At 42.3% G+C, this 24321-nt stretch carries 19 protein-coding genes and 1 riboswitch; of the genes, 13 read left to right on the top strand and 6 right to left on the bottom strand.

The features are described from left to right. Both KPY62_RS07960 and thiC read right to left on the bottom strand, forming a co-directional pair. The coding region (locus KPY62_RS07960; RefSeq protein WP_216581525.1) for an ESPR-type extended signal peptide-containing protein at nucleotides 1–2288 on the bottom strand (2288 nt) is incomplete at its 3' end. Nucleotides 2289–2652: 364 nt separating this feature from the next. Next, the gene (thiC, locus tag KPY62_RS07955; RefSeq protein WP_216581524.1) at nucleotides 2653–4620 is read right to left on the bottom strand and encodes a phosphomethylpyrimidine synthase ThiC; all 1968 of its coding nucleotides are present in this window, start codon (nucleotides 4618–4620) and stop codon (nucleotides 2653–2655) included. A 248-nt stretch (nucleotides 4621–4868) separates the two neighbouring features. Beyond that, nucleotides 4869–4991: riboswitch (TPP riboswitch) on the bottom strand. A 408-nt stretch (nucleotides 4992–5399) separates the two neighbouring features. Between thiC and pstS the strand changes: the two genes are divergently transcribed. The 5 genes from pstS to phoU all read left to right on the top strand — a co-directional run bounded on the left by pstS (nucleotide 5400) and on the right by phoU (nucleotide 10591). Continuing rightward, nucleotides 5400–6548, top strand: coding sequence for a phosphate ABC transporter substrate-binding protein PstS (gene pstS / locus KPY62_RS07950; RefSeq protein ID WP_216581523.1), 1149 nt, complete (start codon nucleotides 5400–5402; stop codon nucleotides 6546–6548). A gap of 183 nt (nucleotides 6549–6731) precedes the next feature. Beyond that, nucleotides 6732–7688, top strand: coding sequence for a phosphate ABC transporter permease subunit PstC (gene pstC, locus KPY62_RS07945; protein WP_216581522.1), 957 nt, complete (start codon nucleotides 6732–6734; stop codon nucleotides 7686–7688). Nucleotides 7689–7763: 75 nt separating this feature from the next. Beyond that, the gene (pstA, locus tag KPY62_RS07940; protein ID WP_216581521.1) at nucleotides 7764–8657 is read left to right on the top strand and encodes a phosphate ABC transporter permease PstA; all 894 of its coding nucleotides are present in this window, start codon (nucleotides 7764–7766) and stop codon (nucleotides 8655–8657) included. Nucleotides 8658–8932: 275 nt separating this feature from the next. Continuing rightward, entirely contained in the window at nucleotides 8933–9712 is a 780-nt protein-coding gene (pstB, locus tag KPY62_RS07935) for a phosphate ABC transporter ATP-binding protein PstB (protein WP_228730756.1), read from the top strand. Between the two features lie 138 nt (nucleotides 9713–9850). Beyond that, nucleotides 9851–10591, top strand: a complete 741-nt coding sequence (gene phoU, locus KPY62_RS07930; protein WP_228730624.1) for a phosphate signaling complex protein PhoU — start codon at nucleotides 9851–9853, stop codon at nucleotides 10589–10591. A 121-nt stretch (nucleotides 10592–10712) separates the two neighbouring features. Here the strand turns inward: phoU and KPY62_RS07925 are convergent, their stop codons facing one another. Next, a complete protein-coding gene (locus tag KPY62_RS07925; protein ID WP_201621571.1) occupies nucleotides 10713–11006 on the bottom strand; it encodes an oxidative damage protection protein in 294 nt (97 codons plus the stop codon). Nucleotides 11007–11310: 304 nt separating this feature from the next. Continuing rightward, nucleotides 11311–12684, bottom strand: coding sequence for an argininosuccinate lyase (argH, locus tag KPY62_RS07920; RefSeq protein WP_216583250.1), 1374 nt, complete (start codon nucleotides 12682–12684; stop codon nucleotides 11311–11313). Nucleotides 12685–12911: 227 nt separating this feature from the next. Between argH and KPY62_RS07915 the strand changes: the two genes are divergently transcribed. The 6 genes from KPY62_RS07915 (at nucleotide 12912) to KPY62_RS07890 (ending at nucleotide 19130) form a co-directional block, all read left to right on the top strand. Beyond that, entirely contained in the window at nucleotides 12912–13937 is a 1026-nt protein-coding gene (locus KPY62_RS07915; protein WP_228730623.1) for a histidine kinase, read from the top strand. 384 nt (nucleotides 13938–14321) lie between these two features. Then, the gene (locus tag KPY62_RS07910) at nucleotides 14322–15059 is read left to right on the top strand and encodes a LytR/AlgR family response regulator transcription factor (protein ID WP_216581517.1); all 738 of its coding nucleotides are present in this window, start codon (nucleotides 14322–14324) and stop codon (nucleotides 15057–15059) included. A 222-nt stretch (nucleotides 15060–15281) separates the two neighbouring features. Further along, nucleotides 15282–16295 (top strand): hydroxymethylbilane synthase, encoded by a 1014-nt coding sequence (gene hemC, locus KPY62_RS07905; RefSeq protein ID WP_216581516.1) that lies wholly within the window; start codon nucleotides 15282–15284, stop codon nucleotides 16293–16295. 152 nt (nucleotides 16296–16447) lie between these two features. Next, nucleotides 16448–17518: a uroporphyrinogen-III synthase gene (locus KPY62_RS07900; RefSeq protein WP_216581515.1), complete on the top strand. Its 1071-nt coding sequence runs from the start codon at nucleotides 16448–16450 to the stop codon at nucleotides 17516–17518. 46 nt (nucleotides 17519–17564) lie between these two features. After that, nucleotides 17565–18575, top strand: coding sequence for a hypothetical protein (locus KPY62_RS07895; protein WP_216581514.1), 1011 nt, complete (start codon nucleotides 17565–17567; stop codon nucleotides 18573–18575). A gap of 12 nt (nucleotides 18576–18587) precedes the next feature. Next, nucleotides 18588–19130, top strand: coding sequence for an acyl-CoA thioesterase (locus KPY62_RS07890; RefSeq protein WP_216581513.1), 543 nt, complete (start codon nucleotides 18588–18590; stop codon nucleotides 19128–19130). Between the two features lie 128 nt (nucleotides 19131–19258). Here the strand turns inward: KPY62_RS07890 and ribBA are convergent, their stop codons facing one another. Beyond that, complete coding sequence (ribBA, locus tag KPY62_RS07885) at nucleotides 19259–20371, bottom strand: bifunctional 3,4-dihydroxy-2-butanone-4-phosphate synthase/GTP cyclohydrolase II (RefSeq protein WP_216581512.1); 1113 nt, start codon at nucleotides 20369–20371, stop codon at nucleotides 19259–19261. Between the two features lie 336 nt (nucleotides 20372–20707). Next, nucleotides 20708–22015: a replication-associated recombination protein A gene (locus tag KPY62_RS07880; protein ID WP_216581511.1), complete on the bottom strand. Its 1308-nt coding sequence runs from the start codon at nucleotides 22013–22015 to the stop codon at nucleotides 20708–20710. 302 nt (nucleotides 22016–22317) lie between these two features. Between KPY62_RS07880 and KPY62_RS07875 the strand changes: the two genes are divergently transcribed. Continuing rightward, complete coding sequence (locus tag KPY62_RS07875; protein WP_228730622.1) at nucleotides 22318–22854, top strand: type IV secretion protein Rhs; 537 nt, start codon at nucleotides 22318–22320, stop codon at nucleotides 22852–22854. 195 nt (nucleotides 22855–23049) lie between these two features. Then, complete coding sequence (locus KPY62_RS07870) at nucleotides 23050–23937, top strand: hypothetical protein (protein WP_216581510.1); 888 nt, start codon at nucleotides 23050–23052, stop codon at nucleotides 23935–23937. The last annotated feature ends 384 nt before the right edge of the window (nucleotides 23938–24321 follow it).

Here is a 24321-nt window from a genome sequence, read left to right as displayed (position 1 = left end):
GTCGTCGGTGCTACCATTTTTAGATGCACTAGATTAGCATCTTTATAATCAGCGACGAAGTTAACTAGCGGGCTGTTATCAGTTACCGATTTAAATTCGCCTTGACGCTTGGTGGCTGTGACCACATTTTTCCACTCATTGCTACCCGCTAGCTTTTGCACTGCTTCTGAAGCATTGACCTTTAAGTCGCCTTTGCTAATGTCTGCGTTCCCATTGACCACTAGCTTGCCATAGTCGTCGAGACTATTGAGGCCGATACCTAAGACTTCGCCGTCACGCATAGTGTAATCACCATCGAGACGCAGCGTACCTTGGTTAATGTTAGTTGCACCTGTCCATTGCTTGCTTGGGGTGGCCATAGCTAAAAGCCCAGCGCCTGATTTAGTAAAGCTACCAGGACCAGAAATCTCTGCGCCTTTAGCTATAGTAATATTGTAGGCTTGGGTATCAATAATGCCGCCACCTGCTTTAAGATTAATGCTATTTCCACCAAAACCACCAAAGCCAGCAAATAGAGCAGCTTGGTCAGCTGTCAAGCGTAATGTACCACCATCAAAATTGACAACAGAGTTGGTAACGATAGTAGTAGCTCGTTTGATCGACTCAGTTAGTAGTAAGCCTTTATCATTTAGGTTGATAGTTGCTGAACCACCATTACCTACCACTAAATCTTTGGTTTCGAAAACTCCATTATCGCTTAAATTTAGCGAACCCGAGGCGCTAGTATCCTCCCCTAAAAAAGTAGATTCAGCGACTTTTACTTTACCTTCGTTGGTGACGGTCACGTTACCACTACCAGTACCGCCTATTGAGAGATTATCTGTAGTCAGAATAGAGTCAGCATCGGTTACCTTGATGTCACCGCGACCCATACCTTGTAAGCCAATGACAGTCAAGCCCGAGGTTACCTTACCCCCTTTTGTGATTTCTAAATGACCATGCTTAGCAAAGCCGACTTGTAGTTCCTTGCTAGTGAGCACAGAACCTGCATCTGTTACTTTTACATTATTTTCACTATTACCAATGCCCTGACCTAAGCGAACCACATTATTGATCGAAGCCTTGGCTCCTTGAGCTACATTGAAGCTGCCTTGACCATCATCTCCTACGATAACGTTTTCGCTATTCAAAACACTGTTGCTACCTGTTACTTCAAGTAAGCCTTTACTAGAAAACTGCTCACCTATAATTACTGCGTTAGCTACAGTGGCAGAAGCACCATTTTGAATTCTTAAAGTACCATTACCACTTTGAGCAATGGTAAGCTCTGGCGCTATTAGCTGAGAATCTGCACCAGTCACAGTAATAGTACCGTTGCTACCTGTGTCGACACCGGCCCCTGCAATCTCTGTACTCGTCACTTTAGCGCCATTGCTGATGGTTAAAGTGCCTGTGCCTTTAGCGCCTGACACGACTTGTGCCGCTGTTAGCGTAGTGCCTTTACCATCGATAGTAGCCGTACCGTTGCTGCCGACACCCACACCAACTGAAAAATCACTAGTGGCAGTTAGCTTGCCTAAGTCTCTGACAATTAGGGTGCCTTGCCCTTCATCACCAACGACTATTCTGTCACTGCTTAAGCTTGAGCCACTCCCTGTGACAGTAATTTGACCTTTAGACCCCTTAACGATACCGACACCTACCTCAGATTGAAAGTTGGCAGTTGCACCGTTTTCAATCTTTAGGTTGCCTTCGCCTCTATCAGCTACGAAGATTGATTTACCATCGAACACAGTATTTGTATCTGTTAGCGTCAGATTACCTACTGCGCCTGCTTTTAAACCTAAGACGGTTAATTCAGCTACTTTAACATTAGCACCATTTTTTACCGTCAGATCAGCTTTACCTTCTTCAGAAATCGTAAGATATTTTGCGGCAAGTGAACTACCTTGACCATTAACTGTAGCCGTAGTAGTACTAGTAGGCCTAGCCGCTAGACTAATTAAATCATTTGAAACCAAGCTACCAGCAGTATTGATGTCTAAAGCAGCAGAAGCTGCAAGACCGAATACCATCTCACTGCCGGTAACTTTAGAGCCATTACTTATCGTTACTACTTCATCGACAGCGATGTCATTGGTCAATACCGTTGTTTGACCGTCATTAAAGGTTGCATCAGCTATAGCCGTCCCTGATAAACCAAGCATCGCTACAGTTAGGGGAGCGAGGATAAGCTTAGTAGCAACTTGAGATTTGCCTGAGGATTTGCCACGAGATTTAGCAAGCTCAGATACACATTGATATACACCTAGAGAATGATTAAAGACTACACGGTAAATATGATTCATACGAAGACCTTAAGAAATAGTGAATTGTTATGTAACATTTTATTACTTATATAAAGATATATTACAGTAGAATTTTTTTTTGTCTACGTTTGATTACACAAATGTTCATATTCCATAAAAGGCGTTTAAAGCCTACTATTTAGTGTTTTAGGATTATACGTTTGTTACGATGTTATCTAACTTTGAAGCCTGCTTATTGACAGCTTTGATACTACTGATAGCCTAGCATTAGAGGATAATTTATTTTGCCATTATGGTATTAATTAATTATTAAAAACAGAAGAAGCCCTACTAGTTAAAGAGCAGGGCTTTTTCCATAATGAAATAAATCTTATTGATTAGCTAAGTATTTTCTAAAAAAATATTAGGCTTTTTTACTCTGCAAACCAGCCGCATACTCCCGCACGTTTTGCGTAATTTTCATCGAACAGAATTTTGGCCCGCACATCGAGCAAAAGTGAGCCGACTTATGTGCGTCTTTTGGCAAAGTTTCATCATGGAACTCACGGGCAGTATCGGGATCGAGTGCTAGATTGAACTGATCATCCCAGCGAAATTCAAAGCGGGCTTTTGATAAGGCATTGTCACGTGCTTGTGCACCGGGATGACCTTTGGCAAGATCAGCGGCATGAGCAGCAATCTTATAAGTGATAATGCCGTCTTTAACATCCTTCTTATTAGGCAAGCCTAAGTGCTCTTTTGGCGTCACATAACATAGCATAGCGGTACCAAACCAGCCAATCATTGCCGCCCCGATAGCACTAGTAATATGGTCATAACCCGGTGCAATATCCGTGGTCAAAGGCCCTAAAGTGTAGAATGGGGCATCAGCACAGAGCTCAAGTTGCAAGTCCATGTTCTCTTTAATACGGTTCATTGCTACGTGACCTGGACCTTCTACCATCACTTGCACATCATGCTCCCAAGCGATTTTAGTGACTTCACCAAGGGTACGCAGTTCACCAAATTGTGCCGCATCATTAGCGTCTTGTAGACAGCCAGGGCGCAAGCCATCACCTAAACTAAAGGCTACATCGTACTGCTTCATAATTTCGCATATATCTGCAAAATGGGTATATAAAAAATTCTGTTTTTGATGGGCTATGCACCACTGGGCCATGATAGAGCCACCACGTGAGACGATACCGGTCAAGCGTCCAGCAGTTAGCGGTACATATTCCAGTAGCACCCCAGCATGGATAGTAAAATAGTCAACGCCTTGTTCGGCTTGCTCAATTAGAGTATCGCGGAATATCTCCCACGTTAAATCTTCAGCGACACCATCTACTTTTTCTAGTGCCTGATAAATAGGTACAGTACCAATAGGCACCGGTGAGTTGCGAATCAACCATTCACGAGTTTCGTGAATGTGATTACCAGTTGATAAATCCATGATGGTATCTGCGCCCCAACGCGTCGCCCAAGTCATCTTTGAAACTTCTTCATCGATTGAAGAGCCTAATGCTGAGTTACCAATATTGGCATTGATCTTAACCAAAAAATTGCGTCCTATAATCATCGGTTCAGATTCAGGGTGATTGATATTATTAGGAATAATGGCGCGACCAGCGGCTACTTCACTGCGGACAAACTCTGGGGTGATAATCGTAGGAGTATTAGCACCGAAACTTTCGCCGTCATGTTGGCGCATATCAGTTAGCTCATGCTGTTTCTGGGTTTCTCGAATAGCGATATATTCCATTTCAGGGGTAATGATACCGCGGCGAGCGTAATGCATTTGGGTGATATTGCCGCTATATTCAGCGCCAGTCTTGGCACGGTGTGGCTTATCTATATGAGCGAATCTTAAGTTAGCAGTGCTGATATCGCGTGCGCGCGCTAGTCCGTATGAGCTAGATAAACCACTGAGTTGTTCGCTATCAGCACGTTCATTTATCCAGTTTTCACGCAATTTAGGCAGACCACGGGTTAAGTCGATTTGTACACTGGGATCAGTATAGACACCAGAAGTATCATAGACATAAAACGCTGGGTTCTGCTGCCAATCACTCTCAGGAACGCCTTCTACTGGAGTATTTGCCAAGCTGATTTGACGCATTGGCACTTGGATATCAGGTCTTGAGCCTTCGATATAGACTTTATGCGAGGCGGGTAGGATACGATGCAAGTCACGAGCATCTTCTTCAAAACGAGCATCAGCCGCGCTGCGATGGGCAGGTGTTTTAAAAGCATCGGCTTTTTTATCTGATTTTTGATCTGAACCGGAGTTAGTTGAGCTGGCTGCATTTGCTAGGTAAGTGCTGGCGCTAGGTGTATTGATATTTGGAGTGGCTTTTGAGCTAAGGCTTGAAGTAGGTGTTGAGATGGTCATATGCTGTCCTAGGATGTTGTCTAAAAGAAAAGGCAACACCGCCAGTAGCTGCGGAGTAAGCATTGGTCATAGCAACAAATTCAATCACAATTTTGAAAATCACGCCCTCATCGCTATTAATAGCGGATAAGCTAAAAAGGATTGGTGGACACTACTGATTATTAACGACAGCTCTACAGCATCAGTATTCTATAACTGAGCAGTAGACTGATAATAAACAGGCATTTCTGCGTGCCCTTTGTATGTATAACATAAGCTTGAGACTTCCCTGCGTCGGTACTAACCGCATCAGGTTCGGCGGGTGATCTCTCAGCGAATGTAGCATGACGGTTTATTATCCAGTCAACTACACCGCACCCCGAGTCTGTCAGTGTTGTAAATCACCTCGATACTAGCAAACTTCTCCCTTAACGGCTAATGCTATTTGTTCATATCACTAATATTAATAAATTTTAGCTCCCTAGCAAAGATTTTGAGCTGCAATCCTTTAGGTATTGAGCACAGTCATTGATAGCACAGGGTGATTGCTATAAATTTTCTAACCCGTTTAGCAATCCTAGAGTCAAACCAAGTAGAGGCTGCCAACTATTAGCACTAACTACCCTGAAATGCTTTCAAACTACTTTCCTGTTTATATCTGCTTACATTGTCATTGAACTGTCATAAAACCGTCATCGAACTGTCATTAAAGCTTGGCAAACTAGCTCACATCAATAGTTCACATCATTCGACATCAACAGTCGTTATTTATTTTATTGGTCAAACTTTAGGAGCATCACATGCGTTATTCAGTATTAGCAATAGCAGTTAGTTGTACCTTGATGCTTACTGCCTGTAATAAATCAACTGATAACGTTGAATCAGCCAAAGACAGCGCAGCGGTTACTACTACTGAAAAGACTGGCAGCGAAACTAAGCCAGCAGCAGCGGTAAGCGATAACATATCCATGAGCATCACTGGCGCTGGCGCCTCATTTCCACAGCCTATCTATGCCAAGTGGTCAGCCGACTATAACAGTGCTACAGGCGGACAAGTCAATTATCAGTCTATCGGTTCATCAGGCGGTATCAAGCAAATTACTGCTGGCACTGTTGATTTTGGCGCATCAGATGCCCCGTTGACGCCAGAAGAATTGGACGCAGCAGGGTTGATTCAGTTTCCGATGGTCATTGGTGGTGTAGTACCAGTGGTCAATATTAAAGGTATTGAGCCGGGCGCACTCAAGCTAGATGGCAAAGTATTGGCTGATATTTATTTAGGCAACATTAATAAATGGAATGACCCTGCCATCGTGCAATCAAATCCAGATTTAAAATTACCCGATAGCCCAATCACTACCGTATTTCGTTCAGATGGATCAGGTACGACTTTTAACTTTACTGATTATTTAGCCAAAGTATCGCCAGAGTGGCAGAGTAGTGTTGGCGTCGATAAGACTGTCAAGTGGCCAACCTCTGATCGCGGCGCTGCCGGCAAAGGTAATGAAGGCGTTGCCAGTTATGTGAGTCGTATGGCTAACTCTATTGGCTATGTTGAATATGCCTACGCTAAGCAAAATAACATGGCTCATGTAGCGCTTAAAAATGCAGCCGGTAATGTAGTGCAGCCTTCATCTGCAAGCTTTGCAGCAGCAGGGAATATCGATTGGTCACAGCAAGCAGGTTTTTATAAAGTGATAACCAACTCTGAAACTGCTGAAGCTTGGCCAATAGCGGCTGCTACTTTTATTTTGGTACATAAGCAGCCAAAGGATGCTAAGCAAGTGGCCGGTGTGCTGAACTTCTTTAACTGGGCGTATGACCAAGGTGATACTGCAGCAACTGAGCTTGACTATGTACCATTCTCTGACAAAGCTGTGGCCTTGTTTAAAGATAGCTGGAAACAAGTAGTCGGTACCGATGGTAAGCCTGTCTACACTGCACCCTAAGCTTGGATACTAGTCTTATCTGATAGTTATAGCTGATCAAATGGTTTTGCTCAGTTATAACTCAATTATAAGTAGCGATGTTTGTTGCTAATCGGCGCTTAAGGCGACATTGATAATAATAAATATAATAATTAAAACACAACAAACACCACATCATCTATCACAGCGATTATTGGGGCAGTTATGGCAGGGTCTAACTTGCAGACGCAATTGAATAAGCAAAAGCGTTTAGATGCGATATTTGTTAATACTACTAAAGCGGCGGCACTGTTTGTACTAGTAAGCTTAGGAGCGATCTTATTATCGTTAATTATTGGCGCTTGGCCGAGTATGCAAGCGTTTGGACTAGACTTTTATACTAGTAATAACTGGGATCCAGTGGCTAATGAGTACGGGGCACTAGCTCCTATCTATGGCACGATAGTTACCTCAGTCATGGCGTTAGTCATCGCTGTGCCAGTGAGTTTTGGTATCGCTATATTCTTAACCGAACTTTGTCCTCCTATACTTAAAAAGCCATTAGGTATCGCCATTGAGTTGCTAGCTGGTATTCCCTCTATCATTTATGGTATGTGGGGTTTGTTCGTATTCGCTCCCTTCTTCGGCAATAATATCCAGCCTTGGTTTACCGAAAATTTAGGGAGTCTGCCAATCATAGGTCAGCTATTCGTTGGTGCTCCAATGGGCATTGGCTTGTTTACCGCCTCTTTAGTACTAGCCATCATGATCATTCCTTTTATTGCGGCTACTATGCGTGACGTATTTTCTGTAGTGCCAGCACTGCTGAAAGAATCAGCTTATGGCATGGGCGCCACTACTTGGGAAGTGATGTTTAAGATTATCCTCCCTTATACCAAGACTGGGGTAGTCGGTGGCGTGATCTTAGGGTTAGGACGAGCATTAGGCGAGACTATGGCAGTAACTTTCCTGATCGGTAATACCTTCAATATCAACTCTAGTATGTTTGCGTCAGGAGTATCTATTACTTCAGCCTTGGCCAACGAGTTTGCAGAGGCGTCCGATCCATTGCATCTATCATCTTTGTTACATTTAGGATTAATCTTATTCATGATTACTTTTGTAGTGCTATCGATTTCGCGCTTGATGTTACGTGGTATGGATAAACGTGCTGGACAATAAGCATTAATAATAGACTTTTATAACCATTTAATAGACTGGTTTTAAACTTGCTTCAATTAATAAGGAACTTGCAACATGCCAGCGTTATCGACTATTAATCCTACCAAAAATGCTGCTGCTGTCACTACTGATCGAGGCTTGTATCGTCGCCGACGCTTGTTGAACAAAGTAGGCTTAGGGTTTGCCGCTTCCGCCATGATATTTGGGCTGTTTTGGCTGACGTGGATTTTGATAACTTTAGGCGTTGAAGGGGTGCATGGCTTGCTTGAGATGCCAGTATTCACAGCTGATACACCGCCGCCGATGACTGATGGTGGCTTGCGTAATGCCATAGTTGGGTCAGTGATGATTGCTGGTTCTGGTCTGTTTATTGGGGCACCAATTGGGTTGCTGGCAGGAGTTTATTTAGCTGAATTCTCGCACGGTAATCGCTTGGGACAAGTCATACGTTTTTTGAATGATATTTTACTCTCTGCGCCATCAATTGTGATTGGTCTATTTATCTACGCATTATTAGTCAAAAACTATAGCTTTTCAGGCTGGGCTGGCGCTTTTGCCTTGGCGCTTATTGTTATACCAGTAGTAGTAAGAACTACCGAAAGCATGCTGCTATTAGTGCCTAACCAACTGCGTGAAGCTGCTTATGCGCTGGGCACACCGAAGTGGAAGTTAGTATTAGGCGTAACTATGAAAGCGGCGCGGGCAGGTCTAACTACTGGGGTATTGCTGGCTTTTGCCCGTATCACTGGTGAGACTGCGCCGCTATTATTTACCGCTTTAAACAACCAATATTTCAGTCTGGATATGGGTAAGGCGATGGGTAATATGCCCAATACTATTTATCAATTCGCTATGAGTCCTTATGATAATTGGCATGCTCTTGCTTGGGCCGCAGCGTTGCTTATTACCTTTACTGTGCTGACCTTGAACGTGGCAGCTCGCTATATAGGTGGCAAAGAATACAGCTAATTTGGCTGGTGCAACCAATGAGCTGTGGTAATCAATATCTTTAGCACGAGCTAGCAGCGAACTACTACTAGTAGTTACTATAATATTCATTGAAAATGACCCTTAATTAATAACTAATAATCGATATCCAGAATCAGTAATTAGCAATCAGGAGCTAGACCATGACTGACACTATTAAACGCTCTACTAAAAAGACTTCGCCAACTATCGTAGTGCCACGCCCTTTCGTTACTGCGCATAACACTGCTCCAGCAATCAGTAGCAATGCTAGCATCATGGCAGCCGTAGTAGAACCGCAAGCTCCTGCCAAAATTCAAATACGTGATCTTAACTTTTACTACGGTAGCTTTCGTGCGCTAAAAGACATCTCTATTGATATTCCAGAAAAGCAAGTTACCGCGTTTATTGGTCCTTCTGGCTGTGGTAAATCAACGCTACTGCGTACTTTTAACCGCATGTATGATTTGTACCCTAATATGCGCGCCGAAGGGGGAATCTATCTCGATGGTCACGATGTATTAGCAAAATCAATGGATGTTAATTTGCTACGTGCCAAGGTTGGCATGGTATTCCAAAAACCAACCCCCTTCCCAATGTCTATCTTTGACAATGTGGCCTTTGGGGTAAGACTGTACGAAAAAATGTCAAAAGCTGAGCTAGTAGATCGGGTTGAGTGGGCGCTTAGAAAAGCGGCATTATGGAACGAAGTAAAAGACAAGTTACAAGCTTCAGGCCTGTCACTATCTGGTGGTCAGCAGCAACGACTCTGTATAGCACGTGGGGTGGCGACTAAGCCTGAAGTCTTGTTACTCGATGAGCCAACCTCTGCGCTAGACCCTATATCGACAGGGGCTATTGAAGATTTGATAGAAGATCTAAAACAGGATTATACCATCGCTATCGTCACCCATAATATGCAGCAAGCGGCAAGAATTTCTGATCACACGGCTTATATGTACTTAGGAGATATGGTCGAAATGGGCAAAACCGATCAGATATTTACTAATCCTACTCAGCAAGCGACAGAAGATTATATTACTGGCCGTTATGGCTAACCGCTGACAACCATTGCTGTTAATAAAAGCTTTTATCGACACCGCTTTTATTAACGTAGCTATTTATTAAAACCGCTCTCCATAAATACTATTCTTTATTAAAAAGACCACTTACTGAGAATAATTATGCCTAATCAGATGTCCCATACCTCCAAAAGTTTTGACCAAGACTTGAGCGCAAGCACCGATTTGTTTTTAGAGATGGGGATGCTGGCTAGCAATCAAGTAGCGCAAGCGATGCAAGCTTTGTTAGAGAGTGATATGTTGTTAGCGCGGCAAGTAGTTGAGAAGGACAGTGCCATTAATCAGTTAGAAGTGCAGATTGATGAGCATATATTATTACTAGTTGCTAAGAGGCAGCCAGCCGCGCGCGATTTACGTTATGTGATGGCAGTGAGTAAAGGGGTTGTTGACATAGAGCGTATTGGCGATGAAGCGGTAAAAATTGCCCATATGGCGCAGCAAATTGCCAAGGTTAATAGTCATACTTATTGCTACCATGAAGTCCAGCATTTGAGTAACCAAGTAAGAGTCATGCTCAGTAATGCACTGAGGTCATTTGAATACTTACAGGCAGATAGCGCTTTTGAGGTCATGCGTAGTGACAATGAAGTGGACTTTGAATATCAGTCTGCTATTCGCGCCTTGATGACTTATGTCATGGCAGATGCTAGCCAAATTAGTCAAGTAATCAATTTGATGTGGGTATTGCGTGCGCTGGAACGTATTGGGGATCATGCACGCAATATTGCTGAATTAGTGATTTACATTAGTAGTGGCACTGATGTGCGCCATAGCGACTTTGCCACTGTGCAACAAGCGGTTGCTGATGCTGGTAAAGCGGACAACGATAAAGACAGTGCTGCTAATAATTGCTAATATAGGCTGGCTACTAGCAGTAAATAATATTAGCAGCACAAAGCACTAGCGGTTTGGTTGCCTATAAAATACCAATAAGTAGAGGCTTTGCTAGCTCGCTGTTAAATCTTCATAAGTCTGTTTATTTGGTTTCCGGCGTCCAACCTTGTGGGCGTTCATAATCTTGATTGTCCAAATATTTATCACGCTGCTCAGTCAAGAATTTCTTAGCTTCAGGATCCATCATACTTAAGTGGTTTTCGTTGATCAACATAGTTTGATGCTCAAGCCACTCTTTCCAAGCTTTGTCTGAAACAGTCTGTTGTAGCTCTTGACCCTTTTTATTAGGAAAGGGTGGGTGAGGCATTTTTGGCAAATCTTGCTGATATTTACGGCAAAATACAGTATTAGCTTGTGGGTTAAAGGTCTCGGTCATAAAGGACTCCTAGTTATTCAAAGGGATGTTTAAATAAGTGCTTGCATCAACGTTACTGAACTATGATAAAGGGCTTAGGGCGCTTAGCAAAGCCTATTCGAGTTATAAAATTTATCTGAGCTACACTGTACTGAATTTAGAGCTAGTAGTTGAGCACACAAATAAAAACACCTGCAATCGTAGCAGGTGTAATTAGTAATAGAGGGATACTTTTAATCAAGCCACTAGGCAAATGCCTAAGCGACTAGTTAAATAACTGAGCCACTAGGCAAATAACCAAGCCATTAAGCAAATAACTGAGCCATTAAGCAAAAACTTCTAGGCGTGTACGTCCGCGAGCAATGGCTTGCTTGACTTGATTAGGAGCCGTACCCCCTAAATGATCACGTGCCGCCAATGAACCTTCCAAAGTCAAGTATTCAAACACATCAGCACCGATAGCGGCACTAAACTGCTGTAACTGCCCTAAAGATAGATCACTCAAATCAACCCCTTCCTTAATACCCAAAGCTACGGCATTGCCAACTACTTCATGGGCATCACGGAATGCGACACCGTTGCGTACCAAATAATCCGCTAGATCAGTGGCAGTTGCATAACCTTTCATAGTAGCCGCGCGCATATTTTCTTTATTGGGGGTGATATTGGGCAGCATATCTCCAAAAGCTAGTAGCGAGCCGGTTAAGGTATCTACGCAATCAAATAGCGGCTCTTTATCTTCTTGGTTATCTTTGTTATAAGCTAACGGCTGACTCTTCATCAGGCTTAATAAAGTCATCAGCTGACCAAAGACGCGTGCTGCTTTACCACGTACTAATTCAGGCACATCAGGGTTCTTCTTTTGTGGCATGATAGATGAGCCAGTACAAAAGCGATCAGGAATCTGCACAAAATCAAATTGTGCTGACATCCACAAGATAATCTCTTCACTCATGCGTGACAAATGCATCATTAGAATAGAAGCTGCTGACGTGAATTCGATGGCGAAGTCACGATCGGATACCGCATCTAATGAATTCTGGCAGATGCCTTCAAAGCCGAGCAATTCTGCGGTAATAGTGCGATCAATCGGGAAGGTAGTACCAGCAAGGGCAGCGCTACCAAGGGGTAGTTGGTTGATACGACGACGGGCATCAACTAGGCGCTCGGTATCACGATAGAGCATTTCAAACCAGGCCATTACATGATGACCAAAGCTAACCGGCTGTGCGGTCTGTAAATGAGTAAAGCCTGGCATAATAGTGTCAGTATGCTGTTCAGCCAAATTAAGAAGACCAGTTTGTAAACGCACTAATAGCCCGATGATGTTATCAGTCTCTTCACGTAACCAAAGACGAATGTCAGTGGCAACTTGATCATTGCGACTGCGGCCAGTATGTAGTTTTTTACCAACTGCACCAATAATGTCGGTCAAGCGCGACTCAACATTCATATGCACGTCTTCAAGCTCAATAGACCAGTTAAACTCGCCCAGCTCAATCTCAGCCAATACTTGTTCTAGGCCATCAATAATAGTTGCTACTTCACTTTTAGTGAGAATGTCACACTCACCAAGCATAGTCGCATGCGCAATAGAGCCCTCGATATCATGGCGCGCAAAGCGTTGGTCAAAGCCTACGGAGGCGGTAAAGGCCGCAACGAAACTGTCTGTAGCTTCGCTAAAGCGCCCGCCCCACATTTGCTGACTGGGTGAGGGGCTATTTTTCTCAGGATGGTTAAGGTTAGAAACATCTGTGCTAGAATCAGATGAATGTTCATTTTGCTTAGGATGACTAAGGTTTGAAGAGTTGGCGTTCATATAGGTACAAGACAAATCAGAAGAATAAGGGCTCAAGTATAGCAAATGATGAGGTCGCCTTACTAGCTGAGCGTCTAGAGTTTTTTATTCCAAAGCTGATGGATATAATGGCACTTTGGCAATGGCTGCTGTGCATTGTTTTTTGGTCGTTATTTGTCACCATAATCAACCGTTATGAGCTGGTAGCTTGGTCAGATTTTTTAATTTCTTTTTCCAGTCGTATTTTGCAAAATATAATAGCTATTTTGCCTGCTCTATATCTTATCGATTATCTACGCCCAGTCATCAAGTATAGCAACCCTATAAAAGTCAGCTTTTATATTCTACTGTTGTTTTTTATGACGAATGGTATCGCAACATCTTTAGTCATGCTGATGATGATCTCTGTCGGCTGGCTTGAATATTTGCCGCAAGATTTTATCATTAACATTTTATTCAATATGTTGATTGGTGGCGGGTTTACTCTGGTGTTTTTACTATATTTTTTGCGCCGTCATTGTGAGCTTATGGCTTTAAAACAATCTTTTGAGTACAAGCTTAGCGTCCAAAACGATCTTATTAAGGCTCGTATTGCCCCCCATTTTTTCTTCAACACTATTAATTCTTTGATGACTCTCGTTGAGTCTGATCCACCACGTGCAGCGGATTTATTACAGCACATATCGGCCTTGTTTCGTGCCAGCTTTAATGGCGCACGTGAGATTAGCTTTGAAGAAGAGGTGGCGCTATGTGAGCATTATTTAGCTATTGAATCGAGTCGTCTTGCCGACAAACTAGTGGTTAGGTGGGACTTACCGGACGATGATACAATGTACGATATGATAATCACTGCCTTAACGCTACAAAACATAATTGAAAAAATGCTCCTGCATTTAGTAGAGATGACCACTGAGACCATTTTTATTGATATAAAAGTAATTTGGCAACAACACCGTGTAACCTTGACTGTCACTGCACAATTACCTAGTAAAACCTTGATGATAAGTTATCACTTGCGTCACCATGTTGATTTTCATGTTCAAGCTGAACGCTTAAAAACATATTTTGGTAAAAGTGCGTTTATAAAAAGTGAAGTAACTAGTAAACAGATCATCACCACCATCGATTATCCCTTACAAGACGTTGCGCTTTAATTTATATGCAGTCCATTTGCGAATGAGTTAACAAATTGGCATACATATTGCAGTATAATTACTGATACAAGTCATAACTATCATTGAAGCCTTTAGATTGAAAAACATAGTCTTACTTTATCGACTACCCCTATAGAAGAGGGTCTATATAATTATATATTTTTAATCTATATTAAACTAATGTTCATAATGTTTTCACTTATTTTATTAGAGGTTCAAGAGAGTAAGATGCGATTGTGTATTTAAATAACTGTTTTATAAAATGGTTCTATAAGTCTACATGCTAATGGGTAGAGTTAGATATACTTAGCGTACAAAATGAGCAAGCGCTATCTTATCAATACGAACTAAAACTGATTCAATAGGTAGTAATAAGGAGTTTGCATGAGGATTGTAGTTTGTGACGATGAGCCTTTAGCTCGTGAGCGTTTAGTCAGAATCGTACAAGAGTCAGGACATCAAGTAGTGGCTCAAGCTACGACTGGCAAAGAAGCTATTAACGCTGTAAAAGAACAGCAGCCCGATGTGATTCTTTTAGATATTCGTATGCCTGAAATGGATGGAGTAACTTGTGCCCAGGGGCTAAATAAACTGCAACATCCGCCAGCCATCATATTCGTTACCGCTTACGATCACTATGCCATCATTGCATTCAAAGCTAACGCTATCGGTTACTTGCTAAAACCTGCCAATAAAGATGAACTTTTAGAGGCGCTCAGTAAAGCTAAAAATTTGAATGCAGCGCAACTCAATGAAATTCGCAAACTTGAAGATCCTACGGCTCGACCTATTCGCGAACATATTGCGGCGCGTACCCATCGAGGTGTTGAGCTGATTAAGTTGCAAGACATATATTATTTTACTGCCGATCAAAAATACGTCAAAGTTCGTCATAAAGAGGGTGTTGTACTGATAGATGATACTCTAAAAGAGCTAGAACAAGAGTTTGGTGAACGTCTGTTTCGGGTCCATCGTAATGCTATTATTAATCTAAGCTTTCTAGATTATTTAGAGACCGTTGATTCTGGACAGTATCAAGTGCGTTTTAAGGGTATCGATGAAAACCTAGCGGTTAGTCGTCGCCACTTGCCAGCATTAAGAGAAAAAATTCAAAGCATGTAAACGTCGTTTTTTACCAACTTTAATCTACTAAAAAGTAAAAAACTTGATATTAATAGCGGTTGTTCCGCTATAAAGGCATTAAACAATCCTGTCGTATCATCAAACCCTTATTTATGTTTAAATAGGGGTATTTTTCTGTGCTACTGTATATTTTCCTATATATATTTTACATAACTCCCTGTTTTTTAACACTATATAGCACTTACTCTATTGAGGCCTATAATGAGTATTGTCCAGCCATTACCTTTAACTACTCTAAATATTGCTACTCGTCAAAGCCCGTTGGCTTTATGGCAAGCTGAGCATATACGTGATCGCTTATTGGCCTTATATCCTGAGATGACCATCAATTTACTAAAAATTGTCACGAAAGGTGACAAAATTTTGGATACGCCACTAGCGAAAATTGGTGGTAAAGGGTTGTTTGTCAAAGAGCTGGAACAAGCGTTATATGAAAACCAAGCAGATATCGCCGTACATTCTTTAAAAGATGTGCCTATGCAATTGCCAGAAGGGCTGATCTTGGGGGCTTACTGTAAACGTGCTTCACCAACAGATGCTTTTGTATCCAATACTTATCAAAATATAGATGAATTACCTCAAGGGGCGGTGGTTGGTACGGCAAGTTTGCGTCGTCAATGCCAGATTAAGGCGTACCGTCCAGATATACAAATCAAAAGCTTGCGTGGTAATGTAGGAACACGCCTAAGTAAGCTGGATGCTGGCGATTATGATGCTATTATATTGGCAACTAGTGGCCTACAGCGCATTGAGCTAGATGCCCGTATACGCAGTGAGCTAGATATTGATACTTGTCTGCCCGCTGTTGGGCAAGGCGCTTTAGCAATAGAATGCCGTGAGGAAGACGCTGCAGTATTGGCGTTACTAGCGCCACTAAATGATGACCAAGCACGCATTCGTCTGATCGCTGAGCGTGCTTTGAATAGACATTTAGAAGGGGGGTGTCAGGTACCTATAGCAGCTTTCGCTGTACTGCATGATCAGCATGCGACTGATCTGAATAATGATGATGAAGGGGATACTTTATGGTTGCGAGGACGAGTTGGACAACCGGATGGCAGCCAGTTGTTAAAATCTGAAAAGCGCACTACTTTAAGTGGCAGTCAAAGCGAAAAAGAAGCGCAGGCGAATCAGTTAGGTATTGAGGTGGCAAAGATGTTATTAGCCGAAGGTGCTGGCGTTATATTATCAGAGATTTATCATCCAGAGGCTTAATCACCCACGGGTCGCCATTGTGCAATCGTAACTATATATTTAGTATAAAACAGCTAGCTAGTGGGCACAGAATAGTCACTCACTATCAGCGTAAAATGGGTTATTGGTCATGGCATCTTAATAGTATGGTGCCTTAATAGTGTGGTGTCTTAATGGATAATCTATTAGCGCAAAAAATAGCGAAGCCGATGGTCATCAATACTCGACCAGTAGAGCGCGCCGCACCTTTGACTCAGTGTTTGCAAGCGGCAGGGTTTGAGGTTATTGATATGCCAATGCTAGCATTGCAAGTCAGAGCTATTAGTGCAACTGATGTGGGTATTATGCGTGCTTGGCTGGCAGGAGAGTATCAAGCTTTAGTGATTGTCAGCCCTACGGCGGCGGCGGCGGGCTTAGCTCTATGGCAATCACTTGTTGCCCAGCCAAAGCATAAAAAAGCCAATGAAAACCTAGCGCTTGATAGTAGTGGCAACTCACAAGATAGTGATTTGGTCAGCAGTACTGACCCTAGTTTGAGTACTAGGGTTATTTTGAATACTGGGATTAGTTTAGATAATGAAATTAATTTAAATCCTAACAATAGTCAGCTTAGTCAATTGACCGCACCCAGTGAGCTGATTGCGGTAGGAACGGCTACTGCTGAAGTACTACAACAAGCCCATCTTGCTATCAACAGTTATCAAGTACGCCAGCCTACTATTGCCAATAATGAAGGCATGTTGGCAATGCCAGAAATTGATAGTTTGCGCGCAGGTGACAAGCTGCTGGTGTGGCGTGGCTTAGGTGGTCGGCGGCTATTAGTACATACTTTACAAGCACGTGGAGTAACTATCGATAGTATCGCTTGGTACCAACGTGCTATACCCAATGAGGCGGCAGCGAACTATTTGCATTGGTGCCAGCAGTACTCATTATCGCAGCCAGCAAAACCGCTACTACCAGCCTCAGTAGAATACTCATCAAGAACTATAGTCATTATCAGCAGCGGTAGTGCATTTGAGCATTGGCAACAAGTGGTTAACCAAGCGCAGTTTTCTAGCCCAGATCTTGCTATCAATAGTGCTAAGCAATTAAATAGTGACATGCCCAGATTGACAGATTTTATTTATGTGGTTCTAGGTGTCCGCTTAGCTGCAATGGTGGCTGAGCAGCAGCTTGATTACTTACAAGTAGAGGATCTGTTACCGGCTACTATTGTTGCTGCCATTCAAAATGCTGATTGAAAGCTTACTCTAAGTAGTTATAAACTTATCATTTACGGTGCTACCCATGTCAACCGAATCTAAGCCATCATCCAAAATGCCAACTGCTGGACAGCAGCGGCAGCAGGCAAATATCTTATTGCTGCGTCTACAGTGGTTGATTATTCTATTATTAATCATCGCTTTAGCATGGTTATATGTCAGTCAGCAACGCTTCCAAAATCAAGTCAATGAGCGTTTTAAAAGTAAAGAGCTGGTGACTACTCGCTTAAATGAAATGGATGATCGCTTATTCGCCATCAGTCAGCAGGCGCTACCAACCCCTAGCACTCCCATCGGTAATCAGGCCCAAAATCAGCTGAGCTTATTGCGTATTCAACTGCAAGCTACTGATAGCTTGCTAGTTAATAATGACTATAAAGCAGCGATTGATTTACTGCGAGGCTTACAGTGGCAATTGTCACAGAATGCTAATGAGATTGCCCCGGCATTGACCGTAGTAATTAAACAAAGTCTTAGTGAAGATATTGAGCATTTGCAAGCGCAAAGTGCCCAGCCTAGCTCTTGGCAACTACAGAATCTAGCGATTCAAAATATCCAAGAATTTTTACACAGTTATGAGGGTGGTACTAGGCAAAATGCTAGCAATAGTACCAAGTCAGTAAATAATAATAAGGCAGTTCAAACACCGAGTAACTTATTAACGCGGCAACAGTTAACTATTCATGAAGTTATCATGACCCTCAATTTGGCCATTCAAGCCAGTAATATGCGCGAACAAGATCAGCTGGCAAATTATCTCTTGCAATCACGTACCCAACTGCAGACTCTAACCGGCAAGGTAGCTACTAGCCAACAATCAACAAAACTATCTTTACCCGCCATAGCGAAAACTAAATCAGCAGAAGATAACCCAGTAGACCTCTCAGAAACAGATGGTTTAGATAGTATGGTAACCCCGACTAATATCGCAGAAGTTATCGTCTGGCTTGATAAGCTACTGGCCAATGCGCCGACCCCGACCCCGCTAGTAACGGCGCAGATATTACAACAACCTAAAGGTCGAAATGATAAATAAAGTAGGTATTTTATGAGTAATAGCTCCATTGCCAATCCCAGTAATATTAGCCCTAATACCAATGATAGCAAGAGCACTGATTCAGCAACTTCGCTGCCAATTACTACTATTCACGCTAGCCCTGACAGCTTAGAAAATTATGCGGTAATCCATCAGCAGGCCGTACAGTGGGGCGAGATGGATGCCTTTAATCACCTCAATAATGTAGTCTATTATCGTTATGCAGAGTCGGCACGGATTGCCTACTTACAAACGCTAGGTATGTTTGATGGCAGTATGATTACCATGCTGGCGCAATCGAGTTGCCAGTATTTGCGGCCTGTAACTTATCCTGATACCTTATTACTAGGGGTGCGCTGCCAACGTTTGGGTAATACTAGTATCGTTATAGAATATGCTTACTATAGCTGTGAGCAACAAGTAATCGTTGCTAATGCGGAAGCGGTTATCGTTCGTCTAGACAGTTCAGGCAGCAAAAAACTGCCCTGGACAGCGGCTGAACGCCAAAGATTATTAGCACTAGAGCGAGAATTTGGTCATACGCCACAAGTATAAAACGTTGAAGGGTTTGCTAGATTAATTAGCCTGTCACAAGCTTGATAACAGCCGTTAATAAAAAAGGCACGCTAACTTTAGTTAACGTGCCTTTTTTGATATTTGTTAGACTTTAAAATTTTTAATGGCTAGTCGTGAGAAGGGGAATTAACAAAATCGACCACGTTTAATTCAAACCCTGATAAGGCATAGAATTTCATAGGCGAGGACAGTAAACGCATATCACGAACGCCTAAGTGACGTAAAATTTGAGCGCCAACTCCGATACTACGATAGGGCTGCTGAGTAATAGTTGATAACGACTTATTATCATCTGCTTTATCTAACGCTTCTCCTAAATCTATAGGCTGATGGCTACCAATCCAGACCAAAACGCCACGTTCAGAGGCACTGATCTCTTGTAGAGCTGATTGCACGCTCCAACCACTACGACCTGTTGTGTCATTCTTGGCTGCGAACAAATCGCGTAAGGGGTGAAAACCATGTACTCGTACTGTACTTACCCCAGCGCTCACATCGCCTTTGACTAGTGCTAGATGAGTCTCATCAGCCCCAAACTCGCGAAAACGGTGCAAAGTAAAAGTACCGTATTCAGTCTCAAAAGCACGAGTCTCTATCTCTTCTATGGTCTGCTCATTAGCAATACGATAGTTGATTAAGTCAGCGATAGTACCTATTTTTATATCATGCTCTTTGGCAAACACTTCCAGATCATCACGGCGTGCCATAGTACCATCAGGATTGATGATTTCGACGATAACGGCTGCTGGCTCAAGACCTGCTAAGCGTGCAAGATCACAGCCTGCTTCGGTATGGCCAGCGCGATGCAATACTCCACCGTTCTGCGCCATGATTGGAAAAATATGCCCAGGCTGAACAATATCCTCAGGTTTAGCTGATGAAGCGACGGCCGCTTGAATAGTACGCGCGCGATCTGCGGCAGAAATTCCAGTAGTTACCCCTTCAGCGGCCTCAATAGATACCGTAAAGTTGGTGCTGAATTTTGCCTCATTGCGATCTGACATTAAGGGTAGAGCGAGCTGCTGACAGCGCGCTTGCGACAAGGTCAGGCATACTAAGCCACGAGCGTGGGTAATCATAAAGTTGATGTCTTCTGGGCGCACGTGAGTAGCGGCCATAATAAGATCGCCTTCGTTTTCACGATCTTCATCATCCATTAATATAACCATCTTGCCAGCACGGATGTCTTCAATAATTTCAGGAACAGTATTTAAACTCATAAAAGTCTCTATATTTCGTTATTTATCAGTATTTAAAAAGTATAATTTAGTGGCTATGCAACTATTGTAACAGCTGCCTATATCAGCTGCTGTAAGCATTAATAAATAGTAGTCATTAGTCTTTTTTATTATTGGAGTGACGAGTTGTTATTGGCCTTGTTATAGGGAGAAGACTAAAGCTTAAAGATTTATTGACGGGGATAAAGTTATCTTAATAAATATTATTAGCATATTCTAGCTTTTTTCAGTAGCTGCTGCTGATCCATCGTTAGACCCTTAGGTTTACTATTTTAATCTTTTTCAGATATTACGCTTTGTAAGCGCTTAAGACTTAGTTCAGTCATTACTAGCAGCTTGGCTTTTTAGCCACTGTACGAACTGCTTGCTATGCTGCTCACGTTGGTTATCAGCGTACTCATAAAACTGGGTGTTTATTAGAGAATCAGGTAGATAAGATTGCGCATAGTAGTGATTGGGATAGTTATGTGGATAAGCATAGCCAACCCCATAGCCTTGATCACGCATCAGTTTAGTCACCCCATTACGCAGATGTAGCGGCACAGGCGAGGCATCAGTTTCAGCAAATTTCATTGCCTCATTGATAGCCTGATAAGTACTGTTACTTTTGGCACTAGTTGCTAGATATACCACCACTTGGCCTAAGATAATACGGGACTCAGGCATGCCAATAGACTGTACACTACGCAAGGCTGCATCGGCAAGGAGTAAGGCATTTGGATTCGCATTACCGATATCTTCGCTGGCTAAAATAACCAAACGCCGAGCGATAAAGTCAGCTGGTTCGCCAGCTACTAACATTCTTGCCATCCAATATAGCGCAGCGTCAGGGTCTGAGCCACGCACTGATTTAATCATCGCAGATATGATGTCATAGTGCTGCTCACCATTTTTATCGTAGCGTACTAGCGCCGTTTGCGCTACACGACCAACCAGTTGGTTGTCAATGATAATAGGGGCTTGTGACTCTTGAGTGCTAGCCGTATTATCAGCAGTTTGCACCGCTAGCTCCAACAGATTTAGTGCCTTACGAGCGTCGCCATGAGATAGCTGATTAATAAATTCTGACGCTTGCAAATCAATATTTAGCGACTTTAATATCTTGTCTGTATTGATAGCCCGCTGTAATACAACGGCAATTTGCACAGCGTTTAGTGGCTCTAAGCGATAAACTTGGCAGCGTGATAACAGTGCGTTGTTGACACTAAAAGAGGGGTTTTCTGTAGTTGCGCCGATTAAAGTAATATCGCCTGATTCTACGGCACCTAACAAGGCATCTTGCTGGGCTTTATTGAAGCGGTGAATCTCATCAATAAAAACTACTGGCGACTCAAAGCTTAATGAGTCCTTGGTATCTAATACTTCACGCAGCTGTTTGACCCCAGTAGTTAACGCTGATAAAGCGTGAAAGGGGCGGCCTACTGCATCGGCCAATAGCATCGCAATAGTAGTTTTTCCGATACCCGCTTCACCATGTAATATAATCGATGGCAGATGATTACGCTCAACCAAACGTCGCAAAGGTGCGCCGACTGCTAGTAGATGTTCTTGACCAACAATAGCTTCTAGCGTAGTCGGACGCATGCGCTGGGCAAGCGGTGTATCAGAATGAAAAGATGCAGACATAAGATTCTCATAGCTTATGGATAAAATAAAAAATTTGCCATTATTGGGGCCGTATAGACTTCTTTATCAACGGTAAGCCTAGCGGTTGTGTTGCCCACAGGCAAAGTAGCGCTTTGCTTACTAAGTCTTTAGGGCTAATGCTGAAATCGCTGGTAAAGGTTTGTAGCTATTAGATTGTCACTATAGCAACCATCAGCAATGAGGATTTATAAATTTTATACAATTCTTTAACCGATATTAGGGCATATTGAGTATTCACAAGTCAGCTGCTTTTGGGCTGCTAAATTAAAAAGGGGTTATCGATGGTTTCTCGTCATGCGTTTACCTTAGCGCTGAAGCAACAATGGCAAGCGTTTGAGGCTAAGCCACAATCGCGTTATTTAACCCCAAGCGAGATAGCTTTGGCTTATTCAATATTTGCCAACAGTTTAGATGTGTCTGAGATACAGCTTAAAACAGCATGGTGGGTATTCAAAAACTATGCCGTCAGTCCGAATGGCAATATCTATTTCCATCCGGCGGATTGGTGCCCTGACTTTAGTACAGTGTCTATTGGTAAGCAGAGCTGGCTAATTCATGAGCTAACACATGTCTGGCAATTGCAGCGTGGTTTAAAGGTAGTACGCGGTGCCGTTATCAACCGTCGTTATAATTATATATTACAAACCGGAAAGTCGTTTTTTAACTATGGTATCGAACAGCAAGCGCGCATAGTACAAGACTATTTTGTACGACGTCAGCTGGGACAGGACTGTAAAGAATTAGAGGACTGCATTCCATTTTTGCAAGTTAAAACCGATAATTCTAGTCAAGCTACCGACGACTCACTTACGGTTTAAATGCTCTCTTTAAGCTATGTTTTCGACTAGTATTTTTGATAAGCTTAGTTGAACGAATAACTTTAATTAGTTAAGGTAGTCAACAATTATACTTATTAAACAGATTTTTTTTGCTAAAAATGATTTCTTATTAAAATATAGTTTAGCTATTTATAGTCATTTAAAATTTTTAAACCGTCCATTAGGAGCGCCATTGTGATCTTTAAGTTATCAACACTGTTAACAGCTATGCTAACGGGGACACTATTATTGACCAGTTGTCAGCAGCAATCTGCATCAGTGATCGATGATAAAGATAGCCAAAATAGTGAGCAATTGGATGCTGAGGATAATAAAAAAGCGGTGCAAAGTGACTCTACTAAAGCACGTATCGAGCAATTCCAACCTTTATATGTTGCTGAGGTACTAAGTCTACAGCGTCGCTTGCAAGCAGAGTATGATGCCTTTGAAGCCGCTGATACCTCAGTTGATGAGACTAGCTTATTAAATACTGATATTGCTATTACTGATCCGCTTGCTACTGATGACCAAACCCCTACTGCTAGCAAAAATGAGCCAGTAATTCCATTAGCTCTCGACAGTAAAGCTGGTAATGATCCTAAAACTATAAAAACTGATACCAGCGCTAATACTGAAATAAATACTAGCACTGAGATAGGTGAACGTGATCTCGAAGTGCTAAAACTTATCAGCTTGGAGCCGCAACAGCCTAAAATACTGACAGAAGCTCAGATTATTAAACGCTATCAACAAGCTATGAAAGCATTGTATCAACCAGTAACGACTGAGCTCAACGCCCAAGAAATAGATACTTTGATCAATATAAGTACTCTGCTAGCGCAGTTGTTTGAGCATGAAGAGATTGCCCAACGAGTGAATGTAAAAAGCCCAGCACTGGCACGTTTGATTGTACAGTATCAAGTAGGTAAGCAAATAGAAGCCCAACAGGTTCTGGACATGCAGCAGATGAAAGTAACCCAACAACAAGAGTTTGAAGGGTTAATGTTAAAGTTTAATGAAACTATCAAAGGCTACGATGAGCAGATCGCTAAATATGAGCAGACTTTAAAAGATTTCAAGTAGTTAGTTTTAATATTGATTATTGAGTGCGCTAGTGGTTCAGGAAATATAGAAGTCCAAAACGATATTGCATCTATATAGCAGGATAAGACATTAAGCAAAATTATGCCGAAGTCATTAAAGGGTATGCATATCTGCTAACTAAGGTTAAATACTGTAGCAAATAAAGACCATAGCAAATAAAGATTAGCTAAAAATATGCATTGGGTATAACTATTTGGCAAAAGAAAGGTGTCACAAAAGGAAGGGATAGCAAGACTTGTGAAAATAGTGGAGAAATGAGCAGTGATGACTAATGAAGACTTCATAACTAACGATATAAAAACCCAATTTACAAACATAATACTGCTATAGAACAGGTATAAAAACAATAAAGCCCTAGAAAAT

The organism is Psychrobacter sp. TAE2020 (assembly GCF_018919485.1).
GTDB lineage: Bacteria > Pseudomonadota > Gammaproteobacteria > Pseudomonadales > Moraxellaceae > Psychrobacter.
This window is presented reverse-complemented; position numbering and strand designations above follow the sequence as displayed.

Bases quoted from the DNA above. Each gene is read 5' to 3' on its own strand.
- thiC (WP_216581524.1), bottom strand. From the start codon at position 4,620: ATGACCATCTCAACACCTACTTCAAGCCTTAGCTCAAAAGCCACTCCA.
- pstS (WP_216581523.1), top strand. From the start codon at position 5,400: ATGCGTTATTCAGTATTAGCAATAGCAGTTAGTTGTACCTTGATGCTT.
- pstC (WP_216581522.1), top strand. From the start codon at position 6,732: ATGGCAGGGTCTAACTTGCAGACGCAATTGAATAAGCAAAAGCGTTTA.
- pstA (WP_216581521.1), top strand. From the start codon at position 7,764: ATGCCAGCGTTATCGACTATTAATCCTACCAAAAATGCTGCTGCTGTC.
- pstB (WP_228730756.1), top strand. From the start codon at position 8,933: ATGGCAGCCGTAGTAGAACCGCAAGCTCCTGCCAAAATTCAAATACGT.
- phoU (WP_228730624.1), top strand. From the start codon at position 9,851: ATGTCCCATACCTCCAAAAGTTTTGACCAAGACTTGAGCGCAAGCACC.
- KPY62_RS07925 (WP_201621571.1), bottom strand. From the start codon at position 11,006: ATGACCGAGACCTTTAACCCACAAGCTAATACTGTATTTTGCCGTAAA.
- argH (WP_216583250.1), bottom strand. From the start codon at position 12,684: ATGTGGGGCGGGCGCTTTAGCGAAGCTACAGACAGTTTCGTTGCGGCC.
- KPY62_RS07915 (WP_228730623.1), top strand. From the start codon at position 12,912: ATGGCACTTTGGCAATGGCTGCTGTGCATTGTTTTTTGGTCGTTATTT.
- KPY62_RS07910 (WP_216581517.1), top strand. From the start codon at position 14,322: ATGAGGATTGTAGTTTGTGACGATGAGCCTTTAGCTCGTGAGCGTTTA.
- hemC (WP_216581516.1), top strand. From the start codon at position 15,282: ATGAGTATTGTCCAGCCATTACCTTTAACTACTCTAAATATTGCTACT.
- KPY62_RS07900 (WP_216581515.1), top strand. From the start codon at position 16,448: ATGGATAATCTATTAGCGCAAAAAATAGCGAAGCCGATGGTCATCAAT.
- KPY62_RS07895 (WP_216581514.1), top strand. From the start codon at position 17,565: ATGTCAACCGAATCTAAGCCATCATCCAAAATGCCAACTGCTGGACAG.
- KPY62_RS07890 (WP_216581513.1), top strand. From the start codon at position 18,588: ATGAGTAATAGCTCCATTGCCAATCCCAGTAATATTAGCCCTAATACC.
- ribBA (WP_216581512.1), bottom strand. From the start codon at position 20,371: ATGAGTTTAAATACTGTTCCTGAAATTATTGAAGACATCCGTGCTGGC.
- KPY62_RS07880 (WP_216581511.1), bottom strand. From the start codon at position 22,015: ATGTCTGCATCTTTTCATTCTGATACACCGCTTGCCCAGCGCATGCGT.
- KPY62_RS07875 (WP_228730622.1), top strand. From the start codon at position 22,318: ATGGTTTCTCGTCATGCGTTTACCTTAGCGCTGAAGCAACAATGGCAA.